This window comes from Desulfobaculum bizertense DSM 18034 (assembly GCF_900167065.1).
Lineage (GTDB): Bacteria > Desulfobacterota > Desulfovibrionia > Desulfovibrionales > Desulfovibrionaceae > Desulfobaculum > Desulfobaculum bizertense.
This window is the reverse complement of the sequence record NZ_FUYA01000009.1, coordinates 115,090-139,603: the sequence shown is the minus strand read 5'-3', so window position 1 is coordinate 139,603 and position 24,514 is coordinate 115,090. Positions and strand designations below refer to the sequence as shown.

Here is a 24,514-nt window from a genome sequence, read left to right as displayed (position 1 = left end):
AGCCCCAACAAGTTTAAAAGCCGTCCAAGCGAAGCTTGAACGGCTTTTAAACTCGATGAGGATACGTAAGGGAATCATTCCCTTACGCGGGGGTTTGGGGGCGGCGCCCCCAATCTTCCCCTCCCACCTATCCAGCCCTTCCGGGCTGGGGCTGGCTCGCAATATTCTCCCACCTAGCGCATAAAGCCCATAATATTGTAGCAAAGCTGCGCGGCGGTGAATTCGCAATAGTGAAGGCCTGAAATAGGAGCAAGCTCGACAACGTCAGCGCCAATACACTGGCGCCCTGCTAAAAGGGCCTGCAAAAGCTGAAGTGCCTGATACCACTGAATGCCGCCGGGCACGGGGGTGCCTGTGGCGGGCATAATGGAAGCATCAAGACCATCCACATCAAAGGTCACGTAAACTTTTTTGGGGAAAACTTCGGGGAGAGAAACGTGAGAAATACCGTTCACACCAATGTCCCACCCGTCATGGTGCGGAATCCCGTGCTCAACGCGAAACTGCTCTTCTTCCTCACAAAGGGCGCGAACGCCAAGCTGAAAAAGGGGAAGACCGAGATCGCTAACGGCACGCCGCATAACACAGGCGTGACTCAGCTTGGAGCCTTCATACTCGTCGCGTAAATCCGCATGAGCATCAAACTGAATAATGCCAAACTCGCCATGCTCAGCATGCAACTCCCGAAGCGCACCAAGAGTTACCGTGTGCTCACCGCCAAGCAAAATGGGAAGCCCACCAACATCAAGCGCAGCGCGGACCGCAACCTGTATGCGAGACAAGACGCTCTCGGCATCGCCACTACAATCAACAAAGGGCTGCGTGTAAATGCCGTGCTCTGCGGGAACGGAAAAACCATTCCATAACTCAAGCTGATCTGAAGCCTCAAGAAGAGCAGCTGGCCCATGCTGCGTCCCACCGCCATAGGAAACAGTCTTTTCATAGGGCACAGGGATGACGTGAAACCGGGCGTCCTCTGGAGCACCGGGGGCCAACTCAGAAGAAAAAAAACGATGCAGTTCTTCCACTCAAAAACTCCAACGCGGCTAAGAGAGACGCCGCCTGTACTCGTCATAACCAAATTCACGAATAACGCGCAGATCCTTGCCATTGCGACACACGGCAAGACTCGGAAGCTTTAGCCCGTTAAAGGTGTTGGTCTTGACCATGCTGTAAATCGCCATATCCGTAAACACGACACGATCACCGGGAGCAAGGGGGGTATCAAAAGAATACTCACCCATCACATCCCCGGCGAGACAGGAATGCCCCCCCATGCGACAGGTCCATGCTTTTTCACGCGCTTTGCCTGAGCCAATGATGTGGGGCCTGTACGGCATTTCCAAAACATCGGGCATGTGGGCCGCAGCAGAGCTGTCCAAAATTGCAATCGGCATGTCAGCCTCAATCACATCAAGAACAGTTGAAACGAGAAATCCGGTATTCAACGCGACGGCCTCGCCGGGTTCAAGATACACCTGTACCCCATAACGCTGCTGAACACGGTCAATACACTCACACAGAAGATCAATGTCATAATCCTCACGCGTAATGTGGTGCCCGCCCCCCATGTTGAGCCATTCCATCTTGTGGAGAACGTGCCCGAAATTCTTCTCGACCACGTCAAGAGTCCGGGCCAGAGGCGCAGCATTCTGCTCGCATAAGGTATGAAAATGAAGCCCTGCGATGCCATCAAAAGCAGACTCATCAAACTGCGCCCGCCGAACTCCCAGCCGCGAGCCGGGAGAACATGGATCATAAAGGGGAACAGCGCCCTCGGAATGTTCCGGATTGATACGGATGGAGCAATGAATCTGATGCGCTGCCGCATCGATCATGGGACGAAAGCGTGCATACTGCGCAAAAGAATTAAATGAGATGTGATCGCAAAGCGTAACCAGCTCTCGCATGTCCTGCTCAGAATAGGCAGCAGCAAAAGCATGCACCTCACGCCCAAATTCCTCACGCCCAAGACGGGCTTCATGCGGAGAACTCGCACAAACGCCATGCAGCGTGCCCCGCAAAAGCGGAAACACGCTAAACATGGCAAAACCTTTCAGAGCAAGCAGAATCCGCGCACCAGTCCGCTGCTGCACAGAATCCAGAATTTCCAGATTCCGCTCAAGCAGGGCCTCGTCCACAACGAAACAGGGAGTCGGCGGATTCTGCTCCAAAAGTGCTAAGAGATAATTTCTTTCCACGGCAGACCATGCTTGTTCAGCTTTTCCATGAACGGATCAGGATCAAACTGCTCCATGTTGAACACGCCGGGTTTCTTCCACGTCCCAGTCATGACCATCATGGCACCAATCATGGCCGGGACTCCGGTCGTATAGGACACAGCCTGAGACTTTACTTCTGCGTACGCCTGCTGATGGTCACAAATGTTGTAAATGTAGACCGTCTTGGGCTTGCCATCCTTCACGCCCTGCATAAGGCAACCAATGCAGGTTTTGCCCTTGGTGTCCGGACCAAGAGATGCGGGGTCAGGAAGAAGCGCTTTCAGGAACTGAAGCGGAACGACCTCTGTGCCATTGTACTCAACAGGATCAATACGGGTCATGCCCACGTTCTCCAAGACCTCAAGATGCTTGAGATACTGATCGGAGAAGGTCATCCAGAAACGGGCACGCTTGATGCCCTTGAGATTCTGCACCAAAGACTCCAGCTCTTCGTGATACATCAGGTAGCACTTCTTGGAGCCAATGCCTTCAGGGAAATCATAATTCATGGACCAGGACAGCGGATCAGTTTCAACCCACTCCCCACGCTCCCAGTAGCGGCCTTTTGCCGTCACCTCACGGATGTTGATTTCCGGATTAAAGTTGGTGGCAAAGTGCTTGCCGTGATCGCCTGCATTGCAGTCAATAATGTCGAGCTGATGAATCTCGTCAAAATGATGCTTCTGAGCATAGGCACAAAACACGTTGGTTACACCGGGATCAAAGCCACTTCCCAGAAGCGCAGTGATGCCCTTCTCGCGAAAACGCTCCTGATAGGCCCACTGCCAGCTGTACTCAAACTTGGCCTCATCAAGAGGCTCGTAGTTTGCGGTATCCAGATAATCCACTCCAGTCTCAAGACAGGCATCCATAATATGAAGGTCCTGATACGGAAGCGCGACGTTCAACACGAGGTCCGGCTTAAAGGAACGAATCAGTTCCACCATCTCGGGGACATTGTCGGCATCAACCTGTGCGGTCTGAATAGGACGATCAAGCTGAGCAGCGATGGCATCGCACTTGGAAAGTGTCCGGCTCGCAAGGCAAATTTCAGAAAAAACTTCGGGCACCTGAGCACATTTGTGGACGACAACGGAGCCAACGCCACCAGCACCAATGATAAGAACTCTAGACATGTTTTTCCCCTTTAGCACGAGGTCTTGCTGCCGCAGGCCTTGAGATAGGTCGACCCGCGCAGGCACTTTTCATAGGCTTTCATAATCGAAAAGCGTTCACTTGGCGTGATGTATTTCTCGCGAACACCGCGTTCCGCCATAGTCCGGAACCGCTCAAGCACAGCTTTTGGATCATACTCAACATAAGAGAGAACATCTGCGACAGAATCGCCGTCCAGCTCTCGAACAAAATCAAAGGACCCGTCCGGTTCCACATGGATAGAGACCACATTCGTATCGCCGAACAGGTTATGCAGGTCACCGAGAGTCTCCTGATACGCACCAACAAGGAACGCACCGAGATTATAGGCTTCCCCCTGCCTGAGCGAATGCAGGTCCAAAGTCCGCTGCACGCCACGGGTATCAATAAAGCGATCCAGTTTGCCGTCACAGTCGCAGGTTATGTCTGCCAAAACGACTTTTTCTGTGGGCTGCTCATCCAGACGATGCACAGGCATCACCGGGAAAAGCTGCTCAATGGCCCATGCGTCCGGCAAGGACTGGAAAATGCTCATATTTGCGTAATAAATGCTGGCCAAAGAATCCTGAATGCCTGCCATTTCTTCGCTTGGGCGCTTCACGTTGTCCACGCGCAGGGCAATTTCCTTGATGATAGCCCAAAAGATGGTTTCTGCAACGGACCTGTCCCTGAGCGAGCTGTTGCCAACACGGAACATCTGCCGCACTTCATCACGGTAGTAAATGGCGTCGTTGTAGCACTCCTGAAGATTCTTAAGCGAAATGGAATTATACACTTCCAAAAGGTTCAGAATCGGCTCCGGAGTTCCTTCGGGAAGGGTCTCTGGAACAGGACGCTCTTCCAGACGGCTCACGTCCAAAATGTCAAACAGCAGCACAGAATAGTACGCAACAGTGGCACGGCCAGACTCTGTAATGATATACGGATGAGAAATTTCCCGCTCATCCATAATGCTCATGACAGTTTCGACAATGTCTGCGCAATATTCCTTGAGCGTGTAGTTTCTGCTCGAAAGGTAATTGGTATGCGAGCCATCATAATCAACAGCAAGACCACCACCAAGATCGAGGTATTTCATCTGCGCGCCTTCGTCGACCAGTCCGGCATAGACTCGGCAGGCTTCACGCAATGCTTCTCGAATGTCCCGAATGTTGGAAATCTGTGATCCAAGATGGAAATGTAAAAGCTGAAGAGAATCAAGGCGACCTTTCTCACGCAGGGCATCGAGCACGTCGACAACTTCTGCTGTAGACAGGCCAAAGATAGACAAGTCTCCACCGGATTCGACCCAGTGCCCGCCAGCGCGGGATGAGAGCTTAATGCGCACACCAATCTGCGGCACAACGTTCAAGGCTTCGGAACGCTCCAGAATAAGCGGCAGCTCACCGGGCATCTCCAAAACAAGGATACAGTTGAAGCCCATTTTGCACGCATAAAGTGCCATATCGACAAATTCCTGGTCCTTATAGCCATTGCAGACCAGACAGGCTTCTTTGTCTTCGAGGTAGGCAAGCGCGGCAATCAGTTCGGCCTTACTGCCGACTTCGAGGCCGTGGTGATGCTCTTTGCCATACTCTGCAATCTTGCGAATAACCTGTTCCTGCTGATTCACTTTCACGGGAAAGACGCCACGAAATTCGCCTTTGTAACCAAGTTCATGAATCGAGGAGTTAAAGCAGTCATGCAAAACGGAGATCTGATGCTCCAAAATATTTTCAATGCGGAGTAACACAGGCAAATTCATGCCTCTGTCCTTAAGCCCGCCAATGACTTCTGGAATGGACACTGTCGGTCCATTCTCCCCAAAAGGTGTTATCACGACGTTTCCAGCATCAGAAACATCAAAGTACCCGCTCCCCCAGTTCTTGATTCCATACAAGTCTGAGGAGCGTTCCACATTCCATTGCTCAAATACGGGCTTTTTAGCCATGAGAGCACCCTCCTTCGCCATCACAAAACATTCCGAACTGCCCACAGCTCTCGGACCGAGCGCATCAAATCAGGACGTTCGCCAAACAGGGAGTTTTCCTCCCCTAGTAAGATGGAGCGCGCCTATTAATAGTTTTTACATCTCACGTCAATACATGAGACATAAGCGTAGCCCTTTCCGGAGGGTATTTCCACCACCAAGCCGCGACGATGGCAGCGTGTTTTGCTTTACAAAAAAAGCCAAACACGCTGCGTGCATTTTATCACAAAGTTTTCTTGTCAATGCGCACAGAGCGCAGTAGGTTTGACTCGACCAAGAGACGAAACGCCTAATATGCCAAAGGATTTACCGAGATGAACGGAGAAAAAAAATACGCCATCGGCATTGATACAGGTGGCACATATACAGACGCGGTATTGCTCGAAAAAAGCTCTGGAAATGTTGTTGCCACGGCCAAGGCCCCCACAACGCATAGCAACCTGAGCATTGGTTTAACAGAAGCACTTGTGCACGTCATGCAGGAGAGTGCCATCCCCCCAAGTCAGGTGTCTTTTGTCTCTGTATCCACCACCCTTGCGACAAATGCGGTGGTCGAAGACAAAGGAGCAAAAGTTGGGCTCGTCATCATCGGCCTGACAAAGGCACTCGACCTCCCTGTTGTTTCTGTTGTCTACGCCAAGGGCGGCCACAAAATTACCGGAGAGGAAGAAGATCCTCTGGACATGGAAGCACTGGTCGAGGGCATTGGGACACTTGCCCCATATGTTGATGCCTTTGCCGTAAGCGCAGCCATGAGCTTCACCAATCCCGCCCACGAGCAGGTTGCGGAAAAAGCAATCTCCATGCTCGCTCCGGGCTGTCCGGTGTTCTGTTCTCACGAAGTCAGCCAGCGCGCAGGCATGAAGGAACGGGCAGCAACCACAGTGCTTCACGCCCGACTTATGCCTGTGATGCAAGAATTTTTGCGTGGCGTAAAAAAAGCCATGCGCGGACAGGGACTTGATTGCCCGGTGTCAATCGTTCGCGGCAACGCCAGTCTCATGAGCATTGAGCATGCCGTCAAGCGAGCCGCAGACACCTTTGCCAGTGGCCCTGCTGCAACATCATATTTCGGAACTGCCTTTGCTCCGGGCGAAGACGCCCTTATTGTCGACGTGGGCGGAACCACGACTGACGTCACCCTGATTCGCGGCAATAAACCAACCATCAAAAAAGGTGGAAGCCGTATTGGTGAATGGGAAACCCACATCGATGCCGTCGAAATGTTTACGGTAGGCATTGGCGGCGACTCTCAGGTCAGGAAAACCATTGGCGGCAAGCTCGCGGTTGGTCCCGAGCGTGTCTTGCCGCTCTGCATGGCGGGAGAAATTCCCGATCCAACAAGCTGGCTCGGCGTTGACGACTATACTCGTCTCATCACACTTGACCGCTTCTGCCGAGACGAAGACCTCGAGAATGACAACGTACTCCAGTGCCTGAAAGAAAATGGCCCAACGCCGTATGGCGAACTGATGTCTCGGACAGGCATTGGCAACATAGCGCTGGAAGAACGCCTTGGGCACCTCGTGCGCGAGCAAAAAGTCGCCGAAATCGGCTTTACACCAACAGACGCCCTCCACGTTCTGGGTGAACTTCATATCGGAAATGCCACAACCTCAACGCAAGGCGCAGAAGCGCTGGCAAAGCAGCTTGGCCTTGATGCGCGCAGCCTTTCCGAAAAGGTGCTCGAAATGACTCGGCACAAAATCGAGACAGCAATACTTGAGCACGTTGTACGCAAAGAAATCGGCGGGAACATGGTCGACTTTCTCTCGCGAAAAGACGGCATGTCGCTTGTTCACTTTGACGCGGCGCTCACCATACCACTCGTTGGCATTGGGGCGGCAGCAGAAAAACTTCTTCCCCCTGTCGCACAACACCTCTCGACAGAAATCAGTTTCCCGGAACATTATGAAGTAGGCAACGCCCTTGGTGCGGCCCTGCTTGGCGCCAAAGAATTTGCCACGAAGCAAACGGAGACCACAGAACATGTTTGATAGAAAGCCAACATCTTTTGAAAGCTGCCTTGAGGCCGCAAGTGAAAACACTCGAGTCGAGGTCGTCCACGGCTGGATATGGAAAGAAGAGCAGTGGGAAGCACACGCATGGTGCGAATTTGACGATCGGGTCATTGACCTGACCGAGTCCCGCCACTCCATGCCGAAATTTGATTTCTATGTGAAGTTTAAAGTCGATCCCAAACGCTGCAAGCGATACACCCGCCTCCACTTTTTTGAACTCGTTGGCGACGAAGGGCATTTTGGCCCATTCGACAAAGAATTTTTCTTTGCAGCAAGCTCCGCCACAGACCCACTCGAACGACTGCAATAAAAAAAGGCACCCTCCGGGGTGCCTTTTTTTATCTCCTTGCAAATCGCTTCATCCAGTCCAGGTACAGAGTAGACAAAAAATTATTTCCGCTCCTGCTTGCGTCTCTCGCGCCCTTTTGCGCAATCGGTATCATGGTCTCTATTCCCTGCCTCTCATAACGCAAAAGCGAACCTTGCGCTGTTTGCATAAGCATCTGGTTTTCGATCGCTCGTCCAATCTGAAACAACTTTACTGCCCACCACGGACCGCCAAAAAATCTGTGCCCCAGATAGGCGCACTGAACAGCACTCTCCGCATTCTCGCTCAACTCAATAAAACGACGGTATGCAGGTTCAAACAAAGGTTCCTCAAGGATCAACGCACGACAGGCGTCCAGATCGTTCTGTTCTGCCATCCTCTTCCTCAATTCCGCCATGCGCGAAGCATGGGGCTGAGCACGAAAATCCAAAAACGCATCGGCCTGCAACTCATAGCCATCCTGAAATAAAAAACGATGGTAGTCAGGCTCAAAATACCGCTGAAATCGCGTCGAGAGGAGTTCTGCATTTGCAGTGTCATTTGCATAGCGCCCCAGAGTTTGCCCCTGCCGATGGTACACCACGCTTCTCGGGACACATTGGCACTTGAGGTGCTTTTCTCGCAGAGTCAGGCAGAGATCAACATCCTCGAATCCATTTTTATATTTGGGGTAGAACATGCCCAGCTCAGAAAAGACCTGACGGCGCATAAAAAGTGCAGCACCAGTGATGCACTGAAGCTTGCGCTTTCTGGCAACAACGGGATGCTCAACAGGAAAAAACTCATATGCGTGAAGAACTTGCTGGCGTGGATTTGAGGCAACGCCCAAGTGTTGCACTCTATTTCTCGGAACGCACAGGGAGCCGGGATACAGAAGAAGAGGGCCAACAGCAGCATAGTCGTCAGAGGCTATGGCCTGCTCAAGAGGGTCAACCCACCCTTCCGTCACTTCTGTATCGTTGTTGAGCAAAAAGAGATATTCGCCACGAGCCTGCTGAGCACCCTCATTACAGGCAGGGCCAAAATTTCTGTTTTCAGGAAAACGGATGTGCTGGAATGCCCCAGGGAATAGTCCCTCTCCCAATGGTGTAAGAACTGTTGCAGTTTCATCAGTTGACGCATTATCAACAATAATAACTTCCATTGAGGTCTTGGGGTGATGTTTCTTAAGAGAAAAAAGGCAAGCTTTCGTCAACAGGAAATTGTTGTGCACAGGGATAACGACTGAAAGTCGAGGTGAATTCATGTTTTTCTCGCAAAGGGCTATAAGGAGTAACGAGATTCAAGTTCCGTATACAGTCAAAAAAGCTCTTCTCTGGGCAACTTGAAATATCACGACATAACCCTATTAAAACAAAAAAAACACCCCCTGCACAAAGACACAAAAAAAGGGTTACACATTTGTGTAACCCTTGAATTTGCGTGGCGGAGCCGACGAGACTCGAACTCGCGGCCTCTGGCGTGACAGGCCAGCGTTATAACCGACTTAACTACGGCTCCGCATTATGCGGCGCGATGCACTCGCGCTGTGAGGGAGACAATGCGGTATTTACCCCACCCTGTCAACACAATTTTCATTTTTTTCAGCAAAAAGACCGGTTTTTCCCAAAAGAATGCAAGAACTTGCAGTTTTCTTTTTCCATAATCTTGCCCAGCACAATTCTTCTTTTGCCTCAATATCGCTCCAGCTCAAAAATCAAGTTTCTCGACTTTCAAACATTTCATTCCGATGCATCCAGCTCCACGCAACAGGCTCTTCAACTTTTTTCTCTGTTCCCCGCCCTATTATTTAACTTCCATCCTTCACCCTTTGGGCTCAATTAAAAAGCCCATGCAGCGCAACCGGCGTATTTTCAACAAGTCTCCTACATTATTCGTTTCGTTTTACACGCGACATACCAGTTGCCCGCACAGAGTTTTTTACAATCAGGGACGACACAGGCTCTCTTTTCGAGTATTCTATGCACTCAATGCGGCACTCCGGCCCCTCAGCCCCGTCTGTCGCACAAATATTTTCACGTCTTACCCACTTGGTTTCTCCCGTCCCCCTCGGGGAACGCAAACCAGGCCACAAAAAAGGAGCAACTATGAAAAAGCTGCTGACGCTTAGTCTGGCACTGGCATTTTTGGCTTTTGGAGTTATCGCGTGCTCAAATTCATCCTATTACTCCGACCCTCACGGTTCATCCAAATATGATACCCACGCCAAGAAAGCTGAACACAGCTCTTCCCAAACTCAAAAAGCCAACAAAAGCCCGTATGACGGCATGGCTGGCATCGAAAAAAGCTTTAACGACATGGATGTCCTCATTCAAAAAATGGAAGCTGATTTCGATAATCTCAACACCTACATGGGACCACTGAAAAAACGCGTTATGGAAATGAAGCACAGCGTCGAAATGGTCCGCTCTGATGCCAAAAAAGCAAAAGATATTCAGATGCTCGACAACATCCGCGACCTCGACATGCAGATTAAAAACGTCGAACGCGGCATCGTGCAAACCAAAAAAGACCCCGACAACGGCTTCCTCACCATTAAGCGCGGTGCTCAGGATATCTACATGGCTATGGATCGCATGAACGCCCTGATTAAAAACAGAATGTTATAAAAATAAAGGAGAGGTGGGGGAGGAAGATTGGGGGCCAGCCCCCAAGCCCCCGCGTAAGGGAATGATTCCCTTACGTATCCTCATCGAGTTTAAAAGCCGTGCAAGCTTCGCTTGCTCGGCTTTTAAACTTAATGGGGCTGCCTAAAGCGGCTTCTTTCTCTTTCCCGTGCGTTGCCACCATTTTCTTTCTGAACGCAAGCGTTCAGAAAGAAAAGAAGTGCGACAGAAAAAGGCAAAAGAACACGCAATCGGGAAACGCCCACTAGCTCAAAAAATACGGCTGATGGAGAGGAAAGCGAAGCTTTCATCCCATTCAGCCGTATTTTTTGAGCGATAGCGGGATTCCCAAGGGCCTCGTCCTTGGGCGGGGTCAAGGGGCAGCGCCCCTTGCAGGGTTTGGGACAGCGTCCCAATAAAACAACAACACCCCGGCCCGCCCGGTGCCCCTTGCAGAGCACGAGACAGAGTCTCGTCCCCCACCCACGCCACACCACTGCGCCTAATTCCCAGAATAAATATCTGACATACCAATACGCCCTTCGCGAAGCAGTTTTTTCTCGCCCGCAAGGCGAACCTTCTTGAGCATTTCAGGGATGTCCGCGGGCTTGAGCAAATAGTCAAAGGCGCCGAGGTCCATCATGTCGAGGGCACCCGACACAGAGGCATGACCAGTCAAGACGATGACCTCCGCCTGAGCGCCACAGTCCTTCATTTTGCAAAGCGTCTGCTCGCCGCTCAAGCCGGGCATTTTCATATCGAGCAAGACAACGTCATACTCATAACTGTCCACCTTGTTGAGGGCAGTTTCGCCATCAGAGGCACTCTGCGCCTCAAAGCCTGAGCCGTTCAAAATCTTGGTTATATTCTCTCGAAACCGATCTTCGTCATCGACAACGAGTACTCGAATCTGGTGTTCCATTTCGTTCTCCGGTCGTAAAGAGTCATGACAACGAGAAACTTCCTGTAGCTACTGCTCCATGCCCGTAGAGGCCATGCGTGCTGATGGCCCTAAAAGGGAAACGATCATTGGTTCTGATCGAAGCAAAACCTCAGAAATATCATCCATCAACTCCACCTCATATTCTTTTGCTGCCTGAATATCTCCCATTGCCATATCAAGCTGCCGAGTGTGCACAATGAGGTGTCCCAAAACAATCATGGCGCGCAACACGCGATGCGCAGAGACATTCTCAAGACTCGCGAAAACAGCGTCATCACGGGCGTTTGCCATGAATCCCTTCCGGGCCAAAATATTCCGAATTGTAGCAGCACGAAGCTTGCGCCGTTCTGGGTCCGCACCGCCGCCCTTGAATTGCAGATAGGCATAATTCTCTTCTGCAAACGGACCTGCATGCCCTTCGACGGTGCTAAAATGAAAGCCAAAACGGGACTGCAAATTACAGTAGCCATCACCAACAAGAAAATAATTCCGCTCACCCATTGAATTCATGGCCCCTGCTTCAAGTGCGGGGTTGGCAGCGGCTTCCATCACCACAGAAAAAAATCCACGAGCATCCGCGGGCGGAGGCCCCTCCCATGCCTTGCAGTTCATTCCCTGCCATAACGCACGCATGGGGAGAGAACGCACATCATCAGGCCCAACGTCTCCTGTACACGGAGCAAGCCCACCCCCAAGATCAAGAACCCAGTACTGTGTTGGCACATCCGTCACGAGCCGCCGCGCCGCACGCGCAGGAATACTGCTGCTAGAACGCCCAAACATTTCCCGCACGGCCTTCTCATGACAAAAACGAGTAATGTCATGGAGCGTCCGGCACGATTCAGGACAAAAATCAGGAGCCTTGGCGTCCTTGAGATTAAGCGGAATTATGTACTCCATAGCCTGACGAAGACACTCCATCACCGGACTGTTTTCCATGAAAAAAAGCGGTTCTTTTGCGCTGCTCTTCTCCAAAAGATCCTTGTGAATTCCATGATATAGGGCACAGGCATCAGCATCCACGGTAATTCCGTCCCGCAACACTTCCGGCAAATCCTGAAGCCGTTCAACGAGCTTCTCCATGCCAAAAATCGCGGGAACGTTAAACTCACGCGCGACATTGGCGAGATGCCCGGCAATACTCCCGTGCCCAGCAAGAACAGCCGAAACGCGATCAAGCGCAGATGCCCAGGAAGGATTCGCCTGATCGACAACCATAACGGCACCGTCCGGCAAGGCGAGCAAATCCGCATCACAAAAAACATAATGAACCCGCCCCGCTCCAACTCCTGAGCTGGCAGTGCTCCCTCCTTCAAAAAGAATATCCTCTTGCGGAGCACGTGCATCAATCCGGCAGAAATCCTGAATTTCCAGCGGACGACTCTGGAGAATGACAACATTCCCGCCAGCATCAAGCGCCCACTCAATGTCCTGAGGAGTACCAAAATATGATTCAACTGCCCGGCCAAGCTTGGCGAGATGCACAACCTGCTTCCTGTTGAGCGATGCCCCAGTTGCCTCCTCACCAGAAAGGTGCGCACGCACGGTTCCGCCATCATCATTGCAGCGGTGTATCCACCGCTTTGTGGCAATGCTCTCTTTCAAAATGACGAGTGAATCCCGATCCACAAGCCAGACATCCGGGTCACACGCACCATCAACAATGGAAACAGGAAGTCCCGGCACCGCATGAATGTGAACACAGTCATGATCGATGCCGAGAGGATCAGCGGTGTACATCACTCCACCAGCCACGGACTCGACCATCTCCATACAGCCAACACACATAACCGCACAGTCATCGCGAAGCCCACGATTTCGGCGATATGACATCGCGGTCACGGAATAGGCACTGGCCACAACATCCCTGTACGCATCAAAAATTTCCAGAGGAGAGACATTCAGCACCGAGCGATACTGCCCGGCAAAGGACATGCCCTGCATGTCCTCATCCTGCGCACTGCTGCGAACAGCAAAATGCACACGCGGTGAAAACTCTGTGAGAAGCGTCAGCGCTTCATCAATAATCTGCTGAGGAATCGGAGCACTTACAATCGCGTCAGAAATACGGGCAGAAAGGGAATACAGAGAATCAAGCCCCGTGCCTTCTGACATCATGCACAACCGCTCTATTTCCTCCCGCAACCCACCACCCATAAACAGCCGAAACGCATCGGCGGAAAAAACAATACCCTTGGGCGTCTCAACGTCGAGCTTTTCTCCAAGCTCAGCAAGACGGGCAGTCTTTGAGCCTGCAAGATCAGTTCGCCCTGCCACATCCTGCATAGGCAAAACGACGGGTCCCTGTGGCTCCCCCCCCTCCTGCAAATGCAAAATGGGGTCGAGTGCACGAGCAATCTGCCGAAGCTGAGGACGAAGAGCATCATACTTTCCGGGGTGCATGGCACACAGTGCCCCGACCATGCGACCGACAGCGGCAACGGTCGTCACACTTTGCGAACGAACGTAATTCATATCAATCAGCCGCAAACCAGCAAGGGCGTCACCCATGTCCGACATTGATTCCAATGCCACATGATTTGCCGCCAAAAGCTGGCGAAACCGTTCGCAACGCCCCAAAAATCGCGCCATGTCTCCCTGCCCCTGCTGAGCAAGCAGCTCGCGGCGGCGGTGCATCATTTTTTTTACCGAATCAAGAATGCTCATTGTCTTCTCCCGAGGCACCCAGAGTTTCAGCGGTCCGGGCCGCTTCCACAACCTTGAAATACAGTTCATCAAACGGAACGGGCTTGAGCATGTATTCACTGGCACCAAGGGCCAGCCCTCGCAAGGCGGTTTCTGTGCTGGCATAGCCCGAAAGCAAAATCACCTCGGTTTGGGGAGCGATCCCCCGCAGCTTTTCCAAAAGTTTCAGACCGCCCATTCCCGGCATAGAGATATCGAGAACAGCAACATCAAACGCCATGCTGTTCAAAAGTTCGAGGGCCTGTGCCCCGTTCGATGCAGTTTCAACATCAACATTGCGACGGGCAAAGCGCTGCGCCGTGTTTGCCAAAAAAACCTGTTCGTCATCAACGAGTAAAAGCCGGGTCTTCTGCATACTCTTCTCCTGCACCTTTGGAGTTGGCCCCCACCGGGGAGGGTCTTGCACCGGTGGAGGCACTCCAGAAGCGGTCTTTTGGGGAGCTTGCAATCGCTTTCTACAACGAGGAAAGCATAGTCTTTATGTCGATTAACACCGGAGCGAGCGACCAGAAAAAACACAGTAAAAGAACCGCAGTCAAAGCCACACAACACAATGAGCGAATCCAGCCCATGCCACAGGCCTTCACGAGACCAACGGTGACCAGCGCGGCACGGAGGAGTTCAAAAACGGTCCCCAGTGCAGGAATCCACGACACAACCATGACCGCGCCAGACGCATAGGCATAGACAGAAAAAATCTGAGGAAAAGTTGCCCGCGTTCCCGGAGTCATCCCGACAAGAATAAAGGTAAAAACAGCGGCAAGAATGGGCATAAACAGTGCGTTAGCGAGATAAATAAAGCCCATTGTTGCCGAGTTGTCGTAAAAGTAACTCATGCTCACAGTGGCAAAAAAGACTGCGGAAATACACAAAAAGGTAGCGGGCTTGCGATAGCCTTCTTCCTGCCGCGTTTCGGCATAAAACCCCGCTGGCGAGCGAATAATATTCACTAGAGCATCAATGTAGTCCCTAACGCTCAAACCTTTTGCCGAACTTTGAACCGCTTCTGCTGTCGACATGATCTCGCCTCCTTAGTGCCCAAGCCCAATAAGCCCTTCCACAATGCCCCAGCCAAGCATAATCAGCGTCAGGACAAACAAGATGGACCGCTCTGTTCGCTTGGTAAAATATGTGACCCCATTTTCGTGGTAAAAAAACTTTCCCTTTTTCTGCTCATGCATTGCTTTTCCCCTTATCTGGCAGAAGGTAGCGACCCAGCCGCCGGGCCGCTACCTTGCCTGCTGTTTTTCTAGAATCCCGGCAAGCCGCTAAACCCTCTCCAGGTCCAGTAGCCAGCGGTCACGAGAATAACGACGATGTTTGCAACGAACCACATCGGGATGCCAATACGCAGGTAGTCCTTTGGTTCCAGATACCCGGAAGCATAGACAATCGCGTTCGGCGGAGTACCGATGATAAGGCAGTACGCAAAGGATGATGCAATAGCTGTCGACATAGCCATGAAGGGCAAGAATGTCGTACCAGGGTGAACGATACCCGCCATGTTCAGCGTAATCGGACCAACTGCGGCAGCAGCAGGACCGTCCGCCATCAGGTTTGTCAGCACAGCGGTCAATCCATTCGAAGTCAGCATCAGCGGGAGTCCGTGGTCCATGCCAAACGGAGCCAGCATCTGCACCACAGAGTCTGCCAGCCAGTACGCAGCACCTGTCGTATCCAGAGTTCGACCAAAGATAATTGCACCGGCGTACAGCCAGACAACACCCCAGTCCACGTTCTGGTGGTAGTCACGCCAGTTCACGACACCGGCGAGAAGGTATGCCACAGCACCGGCAACGGCGATAACACCGATGCCAAGACGAACAGGGTAAATGCCCATGTTGAAGAACAGCTTCTCAGTAAACCAGCCCCAGACCATCACGACAAAGATGATAACGGCCCAGATCTGACTCCTGTTCCACTTGCCCATCTTGCCTATTTCGGCTTCCAGATGGCGCATGGCAGGAGCAAGTGACTTGATCCGAGGCTTAAACAGGGTGTTTACCGCAAGCCATGTCAACGGAATCATAATGATGACAAAGGGAATACAATAGGTGACCCACTGGAAATAACCGATATCAAAGCCAAACATATCGGTCAGGTAGGTCATCATAATAACGTTTCGGGCACCACCGGACGGAGCGCCTGGGCCACCGATGTTGCACGCCATGGCAATGGCGATCATCAGCATCTTGGCAAGTTCCTTGTCCTCAGGAATCTCCTCGGTCAGGCTGTTCTGATACAGCAGCATACCAATAGGCAGGAACATAGCCGCGAGAGCGTGGTCAGAAATGAATGCTGCCAGTGGACTAATAATCAGGAAGAAAATCAGGGTAATCCATCTGACATTTGGAACTGCAAGCTTTTTGAACATCATCAGACACATGCGCTTGTCCACGCCTGTCTTGACGAACGCCGTCGCAAACATGAGAGAACCCATAATAAACCAGCATGCGTCCGACCAGTACAGCATGGCAACCTGCTGCCGGGTGACAACGCCACTAAAGACAAGAATCAGACCGATACAAAAAGCCACGCCCGGCAAGGGCATGCACTCTGTCATAAAGCAGAATACGACAAAAACGACCATTGCGATGGCAACCTTGATATGCCAGGTCCCTGTTTCTGCAGCCTTTTTGTCCTGCCCTTCGAGCTGGTTAAAATCCAGCTTGTGCATACGCAGATCAAAACTGCTCTTCATGACGTCGTTGTATCGCTCAGGGCTGACGTTTTCCCCAATATACGACGTTGCCCGTTCAAAGTTTTCCGAATCAACCGGAATGTTGTACTTTTTACACCACTTCTCATTACGCTTCATGAAGCGGTCTTTTGTCAGGGCGCCCATGCGCATGTTGCGCTCCATCATACGGGCAGTCAGGATTTCCCACTGCTCAGCATTTGCGCTGGGCTTGTCAAAAAGCTGTTCGCACACGTAATTCACAACAACCTTTGGACCGACCTGATACTGCGTCCCCACTCGCTTCATTCCGTCTGGAGTTGGGAGCACAAGAATGAGTGTAAAAAGAATGATCGGTATGATTAAGAGCTTCCAGTTTACGTACTTGTCGTAACCTGTCGCTTTCTTTTCATTTTTTGCTTGAGACATGGAACACCTCGTTTGGATTCAGTTCAATCCGTGCTAGCTGTTGGAAATAATCGCGGCGATTTCGTAAAACAGATCCTGTTCCCGAATAATTCCAATGAGTTTTCCTTCTTCCATGACAGCAACACGCCGACAGCGATCGCAGGTCATCCGCTCTGCGACTTCCATCAGGTTTGCGCTCACGTCCACATGAGGCGGTCTTTCAGACATAATTTCTGAAACACTAAGGCTCATGATTTCGCGAGCACGCGAGTTGAAAAGCCCTTTCCAAAACATGGTGGAATACTGGAGAGTCTCCGCCATAGAGGGTTTGGGAGCCGTGAGATAGGCAGGTCGAATTGCCTGAATCAGATTGCGCGGCGAGATAATCCCAACCAGCTCCCCACTTTTTCCTGAGACCAGCACAGAGCTGTGACCAATCGCCATCAAACGATCTGTTGCCACAAACTCGTTTCGCTCACGCTCCAAAGCTTCAATGGCATCGCGGACCGTGCAGTCCACAGGAATTGAGGTGTAATTTTCGACTGGCACCATGACTTCGCGAACGCTTTTCTCTTCTTTTGAACGGGGAGATCCACTGCGCACAGCGCTCTGGATTTTTGCGGCCAGCAGGTCAATGTCACAGGGCTTAGCGAGGTAATCGAACGCCCCCTCTTCCAGTGCCTGCTCTGCGCTCGGCATTGCGCCGTGGCCAGTCAGCATAATCACTGGTAAATGTGGATGCGTTTTTTTGATTTCGCGCAAGGTCTTGTGCCCGTCCATTGTTCCCATGCGGACGTCCAGCACAACGACATCTGGCGATTCCTTCAATTTCTCGAGAGCCTGCTCTCCATTTTCTGCGACAAGAGTCTCGAACCCTTTTCGTCCAAGTATTGTGGCCGTCACGGTACGGAACCGTTCTTCGTCGTCGACCATCAGAATCCGAATTTTCGACATAGGGTGTCTCCTCATTAGTGTCTTCCTCAAGGCAACACTTACAAATTTTCAGACTTCTTCACCGACTCAAGAAGCTCGCTGTGCCTTCGAACCTTTTCAAAAGCTTCCTCTGCTTTCTTCAAAAGATCTTTCATACTCAGGGGCTTGACCAAAAAATCCATTGCGCCAAGCTTGAGTCCCTCGACAGCGTCTTCCATGCTTGCGTGACCTGTTATGATGATGACCTCGGTCAGCGGACGAATTCGCTTGATGTGCTGAAGCGTTTTCATTCCATCATTTCCGGGCATTTTAATATCCAAAAAGATAACATCAATTGGGTCACGCGTGATGATGGAAAGCGCTTCGTTGCTGTTCTGAGCAAGAAGGACCCGAATGTTCATCTTTTCAAAAAGCTTCTGCGTGTTTTCCAGAAGTCTTTTTTCATCATCCACCAAGAGGATGGTCATCATTCCAGTCTTCATTATATTCCCCTGCTTTACCTTGCGCTGTTAGCTTTCCCGGAGCATCACGCCTATCGTGCAAGCGATGTGATTTCTCATACTGTAGAGAGCAACCCTCGTGCCAAAAAATATCAATATAAAACAATGTCTTATATAATCTCTCCCCACGACAATCGCGCAAAATTCCTTGCGCAAAAAAAAGACGGCCATTGCTGACCGTCCTCGTTCATATGCTCTCGTTAATGTGAATATTCAGGAAGCGTCATTGTAAACACAGCCCCCTTTCCTTCTCTACTTTGAGCAGTGATGCCACCGCCCATACCATCCATAATAGCGTGACACACTGAAAGCCCAAGGCCCGTCCCCTTGCCCGGTGCCTTGGTTGTAAAAAATGGATTAAATATTTTTGCCAACACATCGCGGCTCATGCCTGAGCCATTGTCTTCGACTTCAATCTGCACAAGATCTGGAGGCGTCCTCGACACGCTCACCCTCAGCACTCCCCCCTCAAAACCGTGCCGTTCCTCAATGGCCTGAAGTGCATTATTGAGCACATTCACCAAAACCTGCTGGAGTTGCCCAGGGTCAGCCATGACGCGCGGAATCTCTGCTGGAATAATCAAAGAAAAATCGACGCCCGAAACCTTTGCTTTGCGCTGCATCATGAGCGTCGCCTCTGGCAGATACACATGCAGGTCCACCGCTGTATTCTCAGGCCCGGGATACCTGCCAAATTTCAGAATTGACCGAGTAATTGCCGCACAGCGATCTATCTGAAAATTCACCTGCTCCAGACTGCTTTGCAGCTCCTTCTTATCAGCCTCTTCAAGCGGCTGGTCTTCCTTCAAAGCCGCTGCATTCATTTCCATCAGCGCAATTTCACTTTTCATAACCTGCAAAGGATTATTAATCTCATGCGCAAAACCAGCCGACATTTCTCCAAGCTCTGCAAGGCGGGCAGCCCGCAGCAAATGATTTTCCATTTCCCTTCGCTCTGCCTCTTTTGAGCGAAGAATTGCCACAACACGGCTACTCACAAGAATTGCCAGACTGACAATAAAAATACCACCAGCCAAAGACACCAAGGCAATCGTTCGTGCGGCCCAGTCAAATTCGGCAAAGGCTTCCGACGTTTTCTGCCGCACCACCAAAAGCCACAACGTGCCCTTGATTGGCGCAACAGCACAAATATATTCCCCATGAAGCCCCGTACTCACCCCCTCCTGATCCAGCAGACACTGAGAGCTTTCTTCCACGGAGAGAATCGTTCCTCCCGAGCGCTTTGTCGTCTGGAGAACGGCGGCGTCATTGACAATAAAGGCCTCACCCGTCTCTCCAATGCTCACCCCCTGAACAAGGTCACCAAAAAGCCCCTGATCGACCGTCGCACGAAGGACCCAGCGCCCTTTCCCCTCGCCAGCTGCCACTGCCACAGTAAAATGCGGACGATGACGATAGCCAAGGTAGACGTCACTCACGTAACTCCCGGACTGAAGAGTTTTCGAAAACCACGGCTGATGTGAATACTGCTTGCCCACAAGATCAAAGGGACCTGCGTAGCTCTTTTGCACGCCGTTTTCATCAATCAGGCCAATATCAATAAAGGTTTTAGACGTTCTTTGCAGGGACTGAAAAACCCGGTCGAGCTGGTCCTGCTCAAGGAGTGACGTCACCGGAACCGTGCTTAGAATGGATTCAAGATCAATCCTTCGCTCGTCCAAAAAAGATGAAATCAAAATAGCATGGTCTTCTGCTATTCTCTCTGCAACGTGGAACGCCGAGCGCTCCATTGAGGCTCTATAGGATGAATAGCCAATTGCGAGGGAAGCCAGAAACGGTATTGCCGGGACCAGTATCATCACCACAAGGAGCATTTTTCGCACATCTTTATACATGTCAGGCTTCATGTGAGATTTTCCTCCATATTCATAAAAAGATGCATATCGACTCTATCATTTCGCAGACAAAGCGCGCATCTCATTATGTAGCAATGCCCATACCAAAAATTTCTCGCAATCTGGCAAGAAGTTTACTTCTCTGCTTGACCTTTTTCCATTTTGCGCAATACTTGCGACATATGCCCGAGGTGCAGCACGGAGCTTGCACCATGAAGAATCACACAAAACGTAAAAAACAACGACGATATTTTCCCATTTCTTTTGGTTTGCGTGGTCGGCTCATGGCCGCACTTATTCCCTGCGTCATCCTCATGCTTATAGTGCTCGGCATGACGAGTTACGGCGTTGCGGAACGGTACATTACCGAAGGAATTGAACGATTTATTCGTCTACAGAATCTTGCCGTTGCTCACGAAGTGGAAGGCTTCCTTGAGCAGAGTCGACAGGATCTGCTGTATGCCGCGCAGCATAAGCTTGATGAAGAATCCATGCGGCAGTTCATGACGAACATTGCTGAGGCTGGCGGTGTTCACTACCTCGAATTTTCTTACACAGACCCCGGCGACGAGCAGCATATTTTTCTGTATCGGAGTAACGGGGAAATTCGTCGCGTCCTCGGCAAAGACTATTCGCGTCTTTCCCCGCACCCTCTTCTTCTTTTCGAAGAGACCCCAAAGCTGGCCCCCGGAGAAGTCTGGATTTCTCCCGTTCAGGAAGTTCGCTATCCTGTTCATCATCCTGATTCTGCGAACCTTCTTGTACGCCGTCACGTCATTCGGCTCGTCACGCCATACACTCTTCCCGGAAAATCCCGTCCCGGTTTACTGAGTCTCTGTCTTTCCAGTTCAGACATTCGAGACATTCTGACCCTTTACAACAGCAAGGACTCACCAATCTGGGCATTCCCACGCAGCAGCGAACTCCGCTTTGACTACTTTGTCGACCTCGATGGCTGGATGCTTTTCCAGTCCGGCGATCAGAAAGACACGTCTCGCAAGCTCGAGACATATCTTGCGCGCTCTGGTTATGCCGGAACTCTGGGGCGCCCCGGTCTTGAAAATGCGTTTCGCCCAGACAGGCAAAACTCGCTCTATTGGAACATGGTTCAGGAAATTCGAAAAGGCAGGTCAGATCTTCGTACTGTTCACGACGAAGCCCGATCATCTGGCGTTAAAAATTATTATTTCGCCTACGCACCAATTCGTTTCCAGAGCACTTCGGGCACCCGCAACGTCTATGCAGGTCTTGTTCGGGTTGACCGCAGTGAGCTTCTCCTCCTTGCAGGCTATCAATATCTCGACGTCATGCTTGTCGTAACGATTCTCTCAATTTGCGTTGTTGGCCCGCTCATTTACTGGATCAGTCGCAGGCTGACGGCCCCCATCCGGGAGCTTTCTGAACAGCTGGACGCGCTCAAGGGCGCCGAGCTTAAAGAGATTGAAATCTCCTACGGTGGTCGCGACATTGAGAATCTCAAACTTGCCGCCAACAACATGATTCAGCGTATCGCGCAACAGGTGGAGCTTATTCGCCAGAAAGACGCAACCATTGAAAGTGTCAACTTGCGCGAACCCGCGGATCTCGCCGAAGAAAAAATGCTCCTTGAGCAAACACAACTCAGCATCATTCCGAGCATCATTGGCATTGGCCCCCAGATTTCAGAACTCAAAAGTGCAATTCTCAAAGCCGCACAGGTGGATGTTGATGTTTTAATCTCTGGTCAAACAGGAACAGGCAAACAGCTTGTTGCCGAGGCCATCCATCAGCAGAGTGCCCGCAAGGGGAACCCTTTTATCTGCATCAACTGTGGCGCGCTTGATGAAAACCTCTTGCTCGACGCTCTCTTTGGGCACGTCAAAGGAGCCTTCACTGAGGCGCACTCTGATCGCAAGGGAGCATTTCAGGAAGCAAATCGCGGCACCCTCTTTCTTGACGAGATTCAGTCAGCATCCCCAAAGGTGCAGCAATCATTATTACGCGCGCTCTCCGTTCGTCGCATCAAACCGCTAGGCAGCGACGAAGAAATTTCTGTTGATGTTCGTATAGTTGCCGCCACAAACGTTGATCTCGTCGATATGATTCAGGAAAACAGTTTTCGTGAGGATCTCTATTATCGACTCAAGGTCGTGTCCTTGCACACTCCGCCACTCAGCGAGCACACCGAGAACATTCCGCTTTTGGCCCTGCATTATTTGGAACAGGCCGAGGCGCTCACGGCCCGCACCGGTTTGAGGCTCAGCAAAGGCGCGCTCATCCGGCTCAACGAATACGAGTGGCCAGGGAACATTCGCGAGCTTGTCAACGCCATCACCCGCGCGGCGGTCATGGCCGAAACAGATATTATTCAGGCAGAAGAAATTCGCCTTGGCGCGGAGACCTTAGAGCCGGTTCATATTGCCGACATTCAGGTCGATGTCCCCACTCCACGACTCCCCGCATCCTCTGAATGTGAGTCCGCCACCGCGAAGCAACCCCGTGTGTCTCCTTTAGAACAATTCAATGAGCGGCAACAGAAAGCGTGGCCCTGCATGTTGGAGCATCTTGAATTTTCGCGGAGTGAGTATCAGGAATTTGTCGGCGGCGAGCTTTCTCCACGAACTGCAAACTACGACCTCAACGAACTGGTTTCGCTTGGTATTTTGAGCAAGCAGGGGAAAGGCCCCGCGACGCGCTATGTTGTCGCAAAGCAGGACTAGAAAAGAGTTGAGCTTGGGTGGGTGGGGTTATACGAGACTCTATCTCGTGCTCTGCAAGGCAAGGGGTGCAATTTTATTGGGGCGCTGCCCCCCCCCGCAAGGGGCGCCGCCCCTTGACCCCGCCCAAGGACGAGGCCCTTGGGAATCCCGCTTTCGCCCAAAATTAAAGGGCCGGATGTGTGAAAGCCGTTGGCTTTCCCTTACATCCGGCCCTTTAATTTTGGCCTAGTGGGCGTTTCCCTAACGCGGGTTCTTTTGCCTTTTCCAAACCGCACTTATTTTCTTTCTGAACGCGAGCGTTCAGAAAGAAAATGGAGGCAACACACGGGAAAGAGAAAGAAGCTCTTTACGCCTTCTCACCCAAGTTTGAATTTCATTCACGCGAAGCGTGGATGGAATTCAAACTCGATGAGGATACGTAAGGGAATCATTCCCTTACGCGGGGGTTTGGGGGCAGCGCCCCCAACTTCCCCCCTCCCACCCATCCAGCCCTCGCGGGCTGGGGCTGGCCCCGGTTCTCTCTTTCGGAATCCCAAACGAAAAAAAGCACCCATGCTAAAAACATGAGTGCTTTGATTTCGATGGCGGAGCCGACGAGACTCGAACTCGCGGCCTCTGGCGTGACAGGCCAGCGTTATAACCGACTTAACTACGGCTCCGCATTTATTTTTGAGTGGTGGGCGAAACAGGGCTCGAACCTGTGACCCTCGGCTTGTAAGGCCGATGCTCTCCCAACTGAGCTATTCGCCCACTCTTTCTCTCCAACGGGAATGGTAAATATCCGGAGTGCTTCATCTTGTCAACGAGTTTTTTTCTTTTTTTAAAAAAAGTTTCAAACTCTAAAAGAACAAGTAAGCAGCGAGAATACTTCTCTTTCCTGCTGCCTGTGCTGCTGAAGTGTTCCTCAGCGACTCAGGAAGCAAGACTATATACAAACCATATTCCCTTGGGAAGTGTTTTTTTCACTTTTTTCAGAATTTCCAAGGACTCCATGAATCCTCGCACAGATAAAAAAAGCACACAATATACGCTAAAAGAATCGAGAAAACACCATCCCTAGACATGTACTTTCTCATAAAAGCCTCAAAAAGAGAATCTTCTGTTGGAGCAAATTTTTTTTGCACATCCTAAAACCTAAAGTATAATCCCAAACAGGATGCCTCTTGTCTGTTCAAAGATCCATAACTCTCTCTTTTTTCAAGACAGCTTCGCTTAACATCACTAGAACACCGTACAAATTGTCTAGAAAAAGTGTACAGCATGAAAAGCATCACTTCCGCCCCTTTTTTCCCTCCGAGCTAAGCGACTCTTTTTATTTGAATTACAAACAAAATTAAACGCCGTATAACGTATTTTTTTATATCCTAACGTGTGTTTACCTTTCGTAAAGGCTAAAACCCGGCATAGCGTAAATTTGGCAATATTTACCTTTTTTTGGTATAAAAAAGAAACATACGTCCCATACGTCCCATACGTCCCATACGTCCCATA

19 protein-coding genes and 3 tRNA genes are annotated in these 24,514 nt (G+C 51.0%); 4 read left to right on the top strand and 18 right to left on the bottom strand.

The window, feature by feature from the left end; translation table 11 throughout:
• Positions 1-173: 173 nt before the first annotated feature.
• From speB to speA, 4 genes are read right to left on the bottom strand one after another with little or no spacing between them, the layout of a single operon-like run.
• Complete coding sequence (speB, locus tag B5D23_RS12655; protein WP_078685820.1) at positions 174-1,019, bottom strand: agmatinase; 846 nt, start codon at positions 1,017-1,019, stop codon at positions 174-176.
• A 27-nt stretch (positions 1,020-1,046) separates the two neighbouring features.
• Complete coding sequence (nspC, locus tag B5D23_RS12650; RefSeq protein ID WP_078685811.1) at positions 1,047-2,201, bottom strand: carboxynorspermidine decarboxylase; 1,155 nt, start codon at positions 2,199-2,201, stop codon at positions 1,047-1,049.
• Positions 2,180-3,358, bottom strand: coding sequence for a saccharopine dehydrogenase family protein (locus tag B5D23_RS12645; RefSeq protein ID WP_078685810.1), 1,179 nt, complete (start codon positions 3,356-3,358; stop codon positions 2,180-2,182). Before B5D23_RS12645 ends, nspC begins: the two co-directional genes overlap by 22 nt.
• An 11-nt stretch (positions 3,359-3,369) precedes the next feature.
• On the bottom strand, positions 3,370-5,307 hold the full coding sequence (gene speA / locus B5D23_RS12640) for a biosynthetic arginine decarboxylase (RefSeq protein ID WP_078685809.1): 1,938 nt from the start codon (positions 5,305-5,307) through the stop codon (positions 3,370-3,372).
• Between the two features lie 353 nt (positions 5,308-5,660).
• On the opposite strand from speA, the gene B5D23_RS12635 reads away from it, so the two are divergent.
• Together B5D23_RS12635 and B5D23_RS12630 are read left to right on the top strand one after the other, a co-directional pair.
• Entirely contained in the window at positions 5,661-7,343 is a 1,683-nt protein-coding gene (locus tag B5D23_RS12635; RefSeq protein ID WP_078685808.1) for a hydantoinase/oxoprolinase N-terminal domain-containing protein, read from the top strand.
• A complete protein-coding gene (locus B5D23_RS12630; RefSeq protein WP_078685807.1) occupies positions 7,336-7,677 on the top strand; it encodes a hypothetical protein in 342 nt (113 codons plus the stop codon). Before B5D23_RS12635 ends, B5D23_RS12630 begins: the two co-directional genes overlap by 8 nt.
• A gap of 28 nt (positions 7,678-7,705) precedes the next feature.
• Here the strand turns inward: B5D23_RS12630 and B5D23_RS12625 are convergent, their stop codons facing one another.
• Both B5D23_RS12625 and B5D23_RS12620 read right to left on the bottom strand, forming a co-directional pair.
• Entirely contained in the window at positions 7,706-8,941 is a 1,236-nt protein-coding gene (locus B5D23_RS12625; RefSeq protein WP_078685806.1) for a glycosyltransferase family 2 protein, read from the bottom strand.
• Positions 8,942-9,118: 177 nt separating this feature from the next.
• Positions 9,119-9,195: transfer RNA gene (locus tag B5D23_RS12620), tRNA-Asp, on the bottom strand.
• A 587-nt stretch (positions 9,196-9,782) separates the two neighbouring features.
• Here B5D23_RS12620 and B5D23_RS12615 point away from each other — a divergent pair.
• The gene (locus B5D23_RS12615) at positions 9,783-10,304 is read left to right on the top strand and encodes a hypothetical protein (protein WP_078685805.1); all 522 of its coding nucleotides are present in this window, start codon (positions 9,783-9,785) and stop codon (positions 10,302-10,304) included.
• 499 nt (positions 10,305-10,803) lie between these two features.
• Here the strand turns inward: B5D23_RS12615 and B5D23_RS12605 are convergent, their stop codons facing one another.
• The 9 genes from B5D23_RS12605 to B5D23_RS12570 form a co-directional block, all read right to left on the bottom strand.
• Positions 10,804-11,223, bottom strand: coding sequence for a response regulator (locus B5D23_RS12605; RefSeq protein WP_078685803.1), 420 nt, complete (start codon positions 11,221-11,223; stop codon positions 10,804-10,806).
• 48 nt (positions 11,224-11,271) lie between these two features.
• A complete protein-coding gene (locus B5D23_RS12600) occupies positions 11,272-13,911 on the bottom strand; it encodes a PEP/pyruvate-binding domain-containing protein (protein ID WP_159445999.1) in 2,640 nt (879 codons plus the stop codon).
• Positions 13,898-14,305: a response regulator gene (locus B5D23_RS12595; RefSeq protein WP_078685801.1), complete on the bottom strand. Its 408-nt coding sequence runs from the start codon at positions 14,303-14,305 to the stop codon at positions 13,898-13,900. Before B5D23_RS12595 ends, B5D23_RS12600 begins: the two co-directional genes overlap by 14 nt.
• A gap of 100 nt (positions 14,306-14,405) precedes the next feature.
• Positions 14,406-14,969, bottom strand: a complete 564-nt coding sequence (locus tag B5D23_RS12590) for a YIP1 family protein (RefSeq protein ID WP_078685800.1) — start codon at positions 14,967-14,969, stop codon at positions 14,406-14,408.
• Positions 14,970-14,981: 12 nt separating this feature from the next.
• Complete coding sequence (locus tag B5D23_RS15140; RefSeq protein ID WP_200803664.1) at positions 14,982-15,131, bottom strand: hypothetical protein; 150 nt, start codon at positions 15,129-15,131, stop codon at positions 14,982-14,984.
• Between the two features lie 68 nt (positions 15,132-15,199).
• Entirely contained in the window at positions 15,200-17,056 is a 1,857-nt protein-coding gene (locus B5D23_RS12585; protein WP_078685799.1) for an SLC13 family permease, read from the bottom strand.
• Positions 17,057-17,089: 33 nt separating this feature from the next.
• Positions 17,090-17,989: a CBS domain-containing protein gene (locus B5D23_RS12580; RefSeq protein WP_078685798.1), complete on the bottom strand. Its 900-nt coding sequence runs from the start codon at positions 17,987-17,989 to the stop codon at positions 17,090-17,092.
• A gap of 38 nt (positions 17,990-18,027) precedes the next feature.
• Positions 18,028-18,450: a response regulator gene (locus tag B5D23_RS12575; RefSeq protein ID WP_234985096.1), complete on the bottom strand. Its 423-nt coding sequence runs from the start codon at positions 18,448-18,450 to the stop codon at positions 18,028-18,030.
• Positions 18,451-18,668: 218 nt separating this feature from the next.
• Positions 18,669-20,336: a sensor histidine kinase gene (locus B5D23_RS12570; RefSeq protein ID WP_078685797.1), complete on the bottom strand. Its 1,668-nt coding sequence runs from the start codon at positions 20,334-20,336 to the stop codon at positions 18,669-18,671.
• 200 nt (positions 20,337-20,536) lie between these two features.
• Between B5D23_RS12570 and B5D23_RS12565 the strand changes: the two genes are divergently transcribed.
• Positions 20,537-23,023 (top strand): sigma-54-dependent transcriptional regulator, encoded by a 2,487-nt coding sequence (locus tag B5D23_RS12565; protein ID WP_159445998.1) that lies wholly within the window; start codon positions 20,537-20,539, stop codon positions 23,021-23,023.
• Between the two features lie 582 nt (positions 23,024-23,605).
• Here B5D23_RS12565 and B5D23_RS12560 read toward each other — a convergent pair.
• The 3 genes from B5D23_RS12560 to B5D23_RS15240 form a co-directional block, all read right to left on the bottom strand.
• Positions 23,606-23,682: transfer RNA gene (locus B5D23_RS12560), tRNA-Asp, on the bottom strand.
• Between the two features lie 15 nt (positions 23,683-23,697).
• Positions 23,698-23,773: transfer RNA gene (locus B5D23_RS12555), tRNA-Val, on the bottom strand.
• Positions 23,774-24,265: 492 nt separating this feature from the next.
• Positions 24,266-24,514: hypothetical protein (locus tag B5D23_RS15240; protein WP_234985095.1), on the bottom strand; the 249-nt coding region annotated here is incomplete at its 5' end.

Coding starts and splice junctions, on each gene's coding strand:
- B5D23_RS12645 (WP_078685810.1), bottom strand. CDS start 3,358: ATGTCTAGAGTTCTTATCATTGGTGCTGGTGGCGTTGGCTCCGTTGTC.
- speA (WP_078685809.1), bottom strand. CDS start 5,307: ATGGCTAAAAAGCCCGTATTTGAGCAATGGAATGTGGAACGCTCCTCA.
- B5D23_RS12635 (WP_078685808.1), top strand. CDS start 5,661: ATGAACGGAGAAAAAAAATACGCCATCGGCATTGATACAGGTGGCACA.
- B5D23_RS12630 (WP_078685807.1), top strand. CDS start 7,336: ATGTTTGATAGAAAGCCAACATCTTTTGAAAGCTGCCTTGAGGCCGCA.
- B5D23_RS12625 (WP_078685806.1), bottom strand. CDS start 8,941: ATGAATTCACCTCGACTTTCAGTCGTTATCCCTGTGCACAACAATTTC.
- B5D23_RS12615 (WP_078685805.1), top strand. CDS start 9,783: ATGAAAAAGCTGCTGACGCTTAGTCTGGCACTGGCATTTTTGGCTTTT.
- B5D23_RS12605 (WP_078685803.1), bottom strand. CDS start 11,223: ATGGAACACCAGATTCGAGTACTCGTTGTCGATGACGAAGATCGGTTT.
- B5D23_RS12600 (WP_159445999.1), bottom strand. CDS start 13,911: ATGAGCATTCTTGATTCGGTAAAAAAAATGATGCACCGCCGCCGCGAG.
- B5D23_RS12595 (WP_078685801.1), bottom strand. CDS start 14,305: ATGCAGAAGACCCGGCTTTTACTCGTTGATGACGAACAGGTTTTTTTG.
- B5D23_RS12590 (WP_078685800.1), bottom strand. CDS start 14,969: ATGTCGACAGCAGAAGCGGTTCAAAGTTCGGCAAAAGGTTTGAGCGTT.
- B5D23_RS15140 (WP_200803664.1), bottom strand. CDS start 15,131: ATGCATGAGCAGAAAAAGGGAAAGTTTTTTTACCACGAAAATGGGGTC.
- B5D23_RS12585 (WP_078685799.1), bottom strand. CDS start 17,056: ATGTCTCAAGCAAAAAATGAAAAGAAAGCGACAGGTTACGACAAGTAC.
- B5D23_RS12580 (WP_078685798.1), bottom strand. CDS start 17,989: ATGTCGAAAATTCGGATTCTGATGGTCGACGACGAAGAACGGTTCCGT.
- B5D23_RS12575 (WP_234985096.1), bottom strand. CDS start 18,450: ATGAAGACTGGAATGATGACCATCCTCTTGGTGGATGATGAAAAAAGA.
- B5D23_RS12570 (WP_078685797.1), bottom strand. CDS start 20,336: ATGAAGCCTGACATGTATAAAGATGTGCGAAAAATGCTCCTTGTGGTG.
- B5D23_RS12565 (WP_159445998.1), top strand. CDS start 20,537: ATGAAGAATCACACAAAACGTAAAAAACAACGACGATATTTTCCCATT.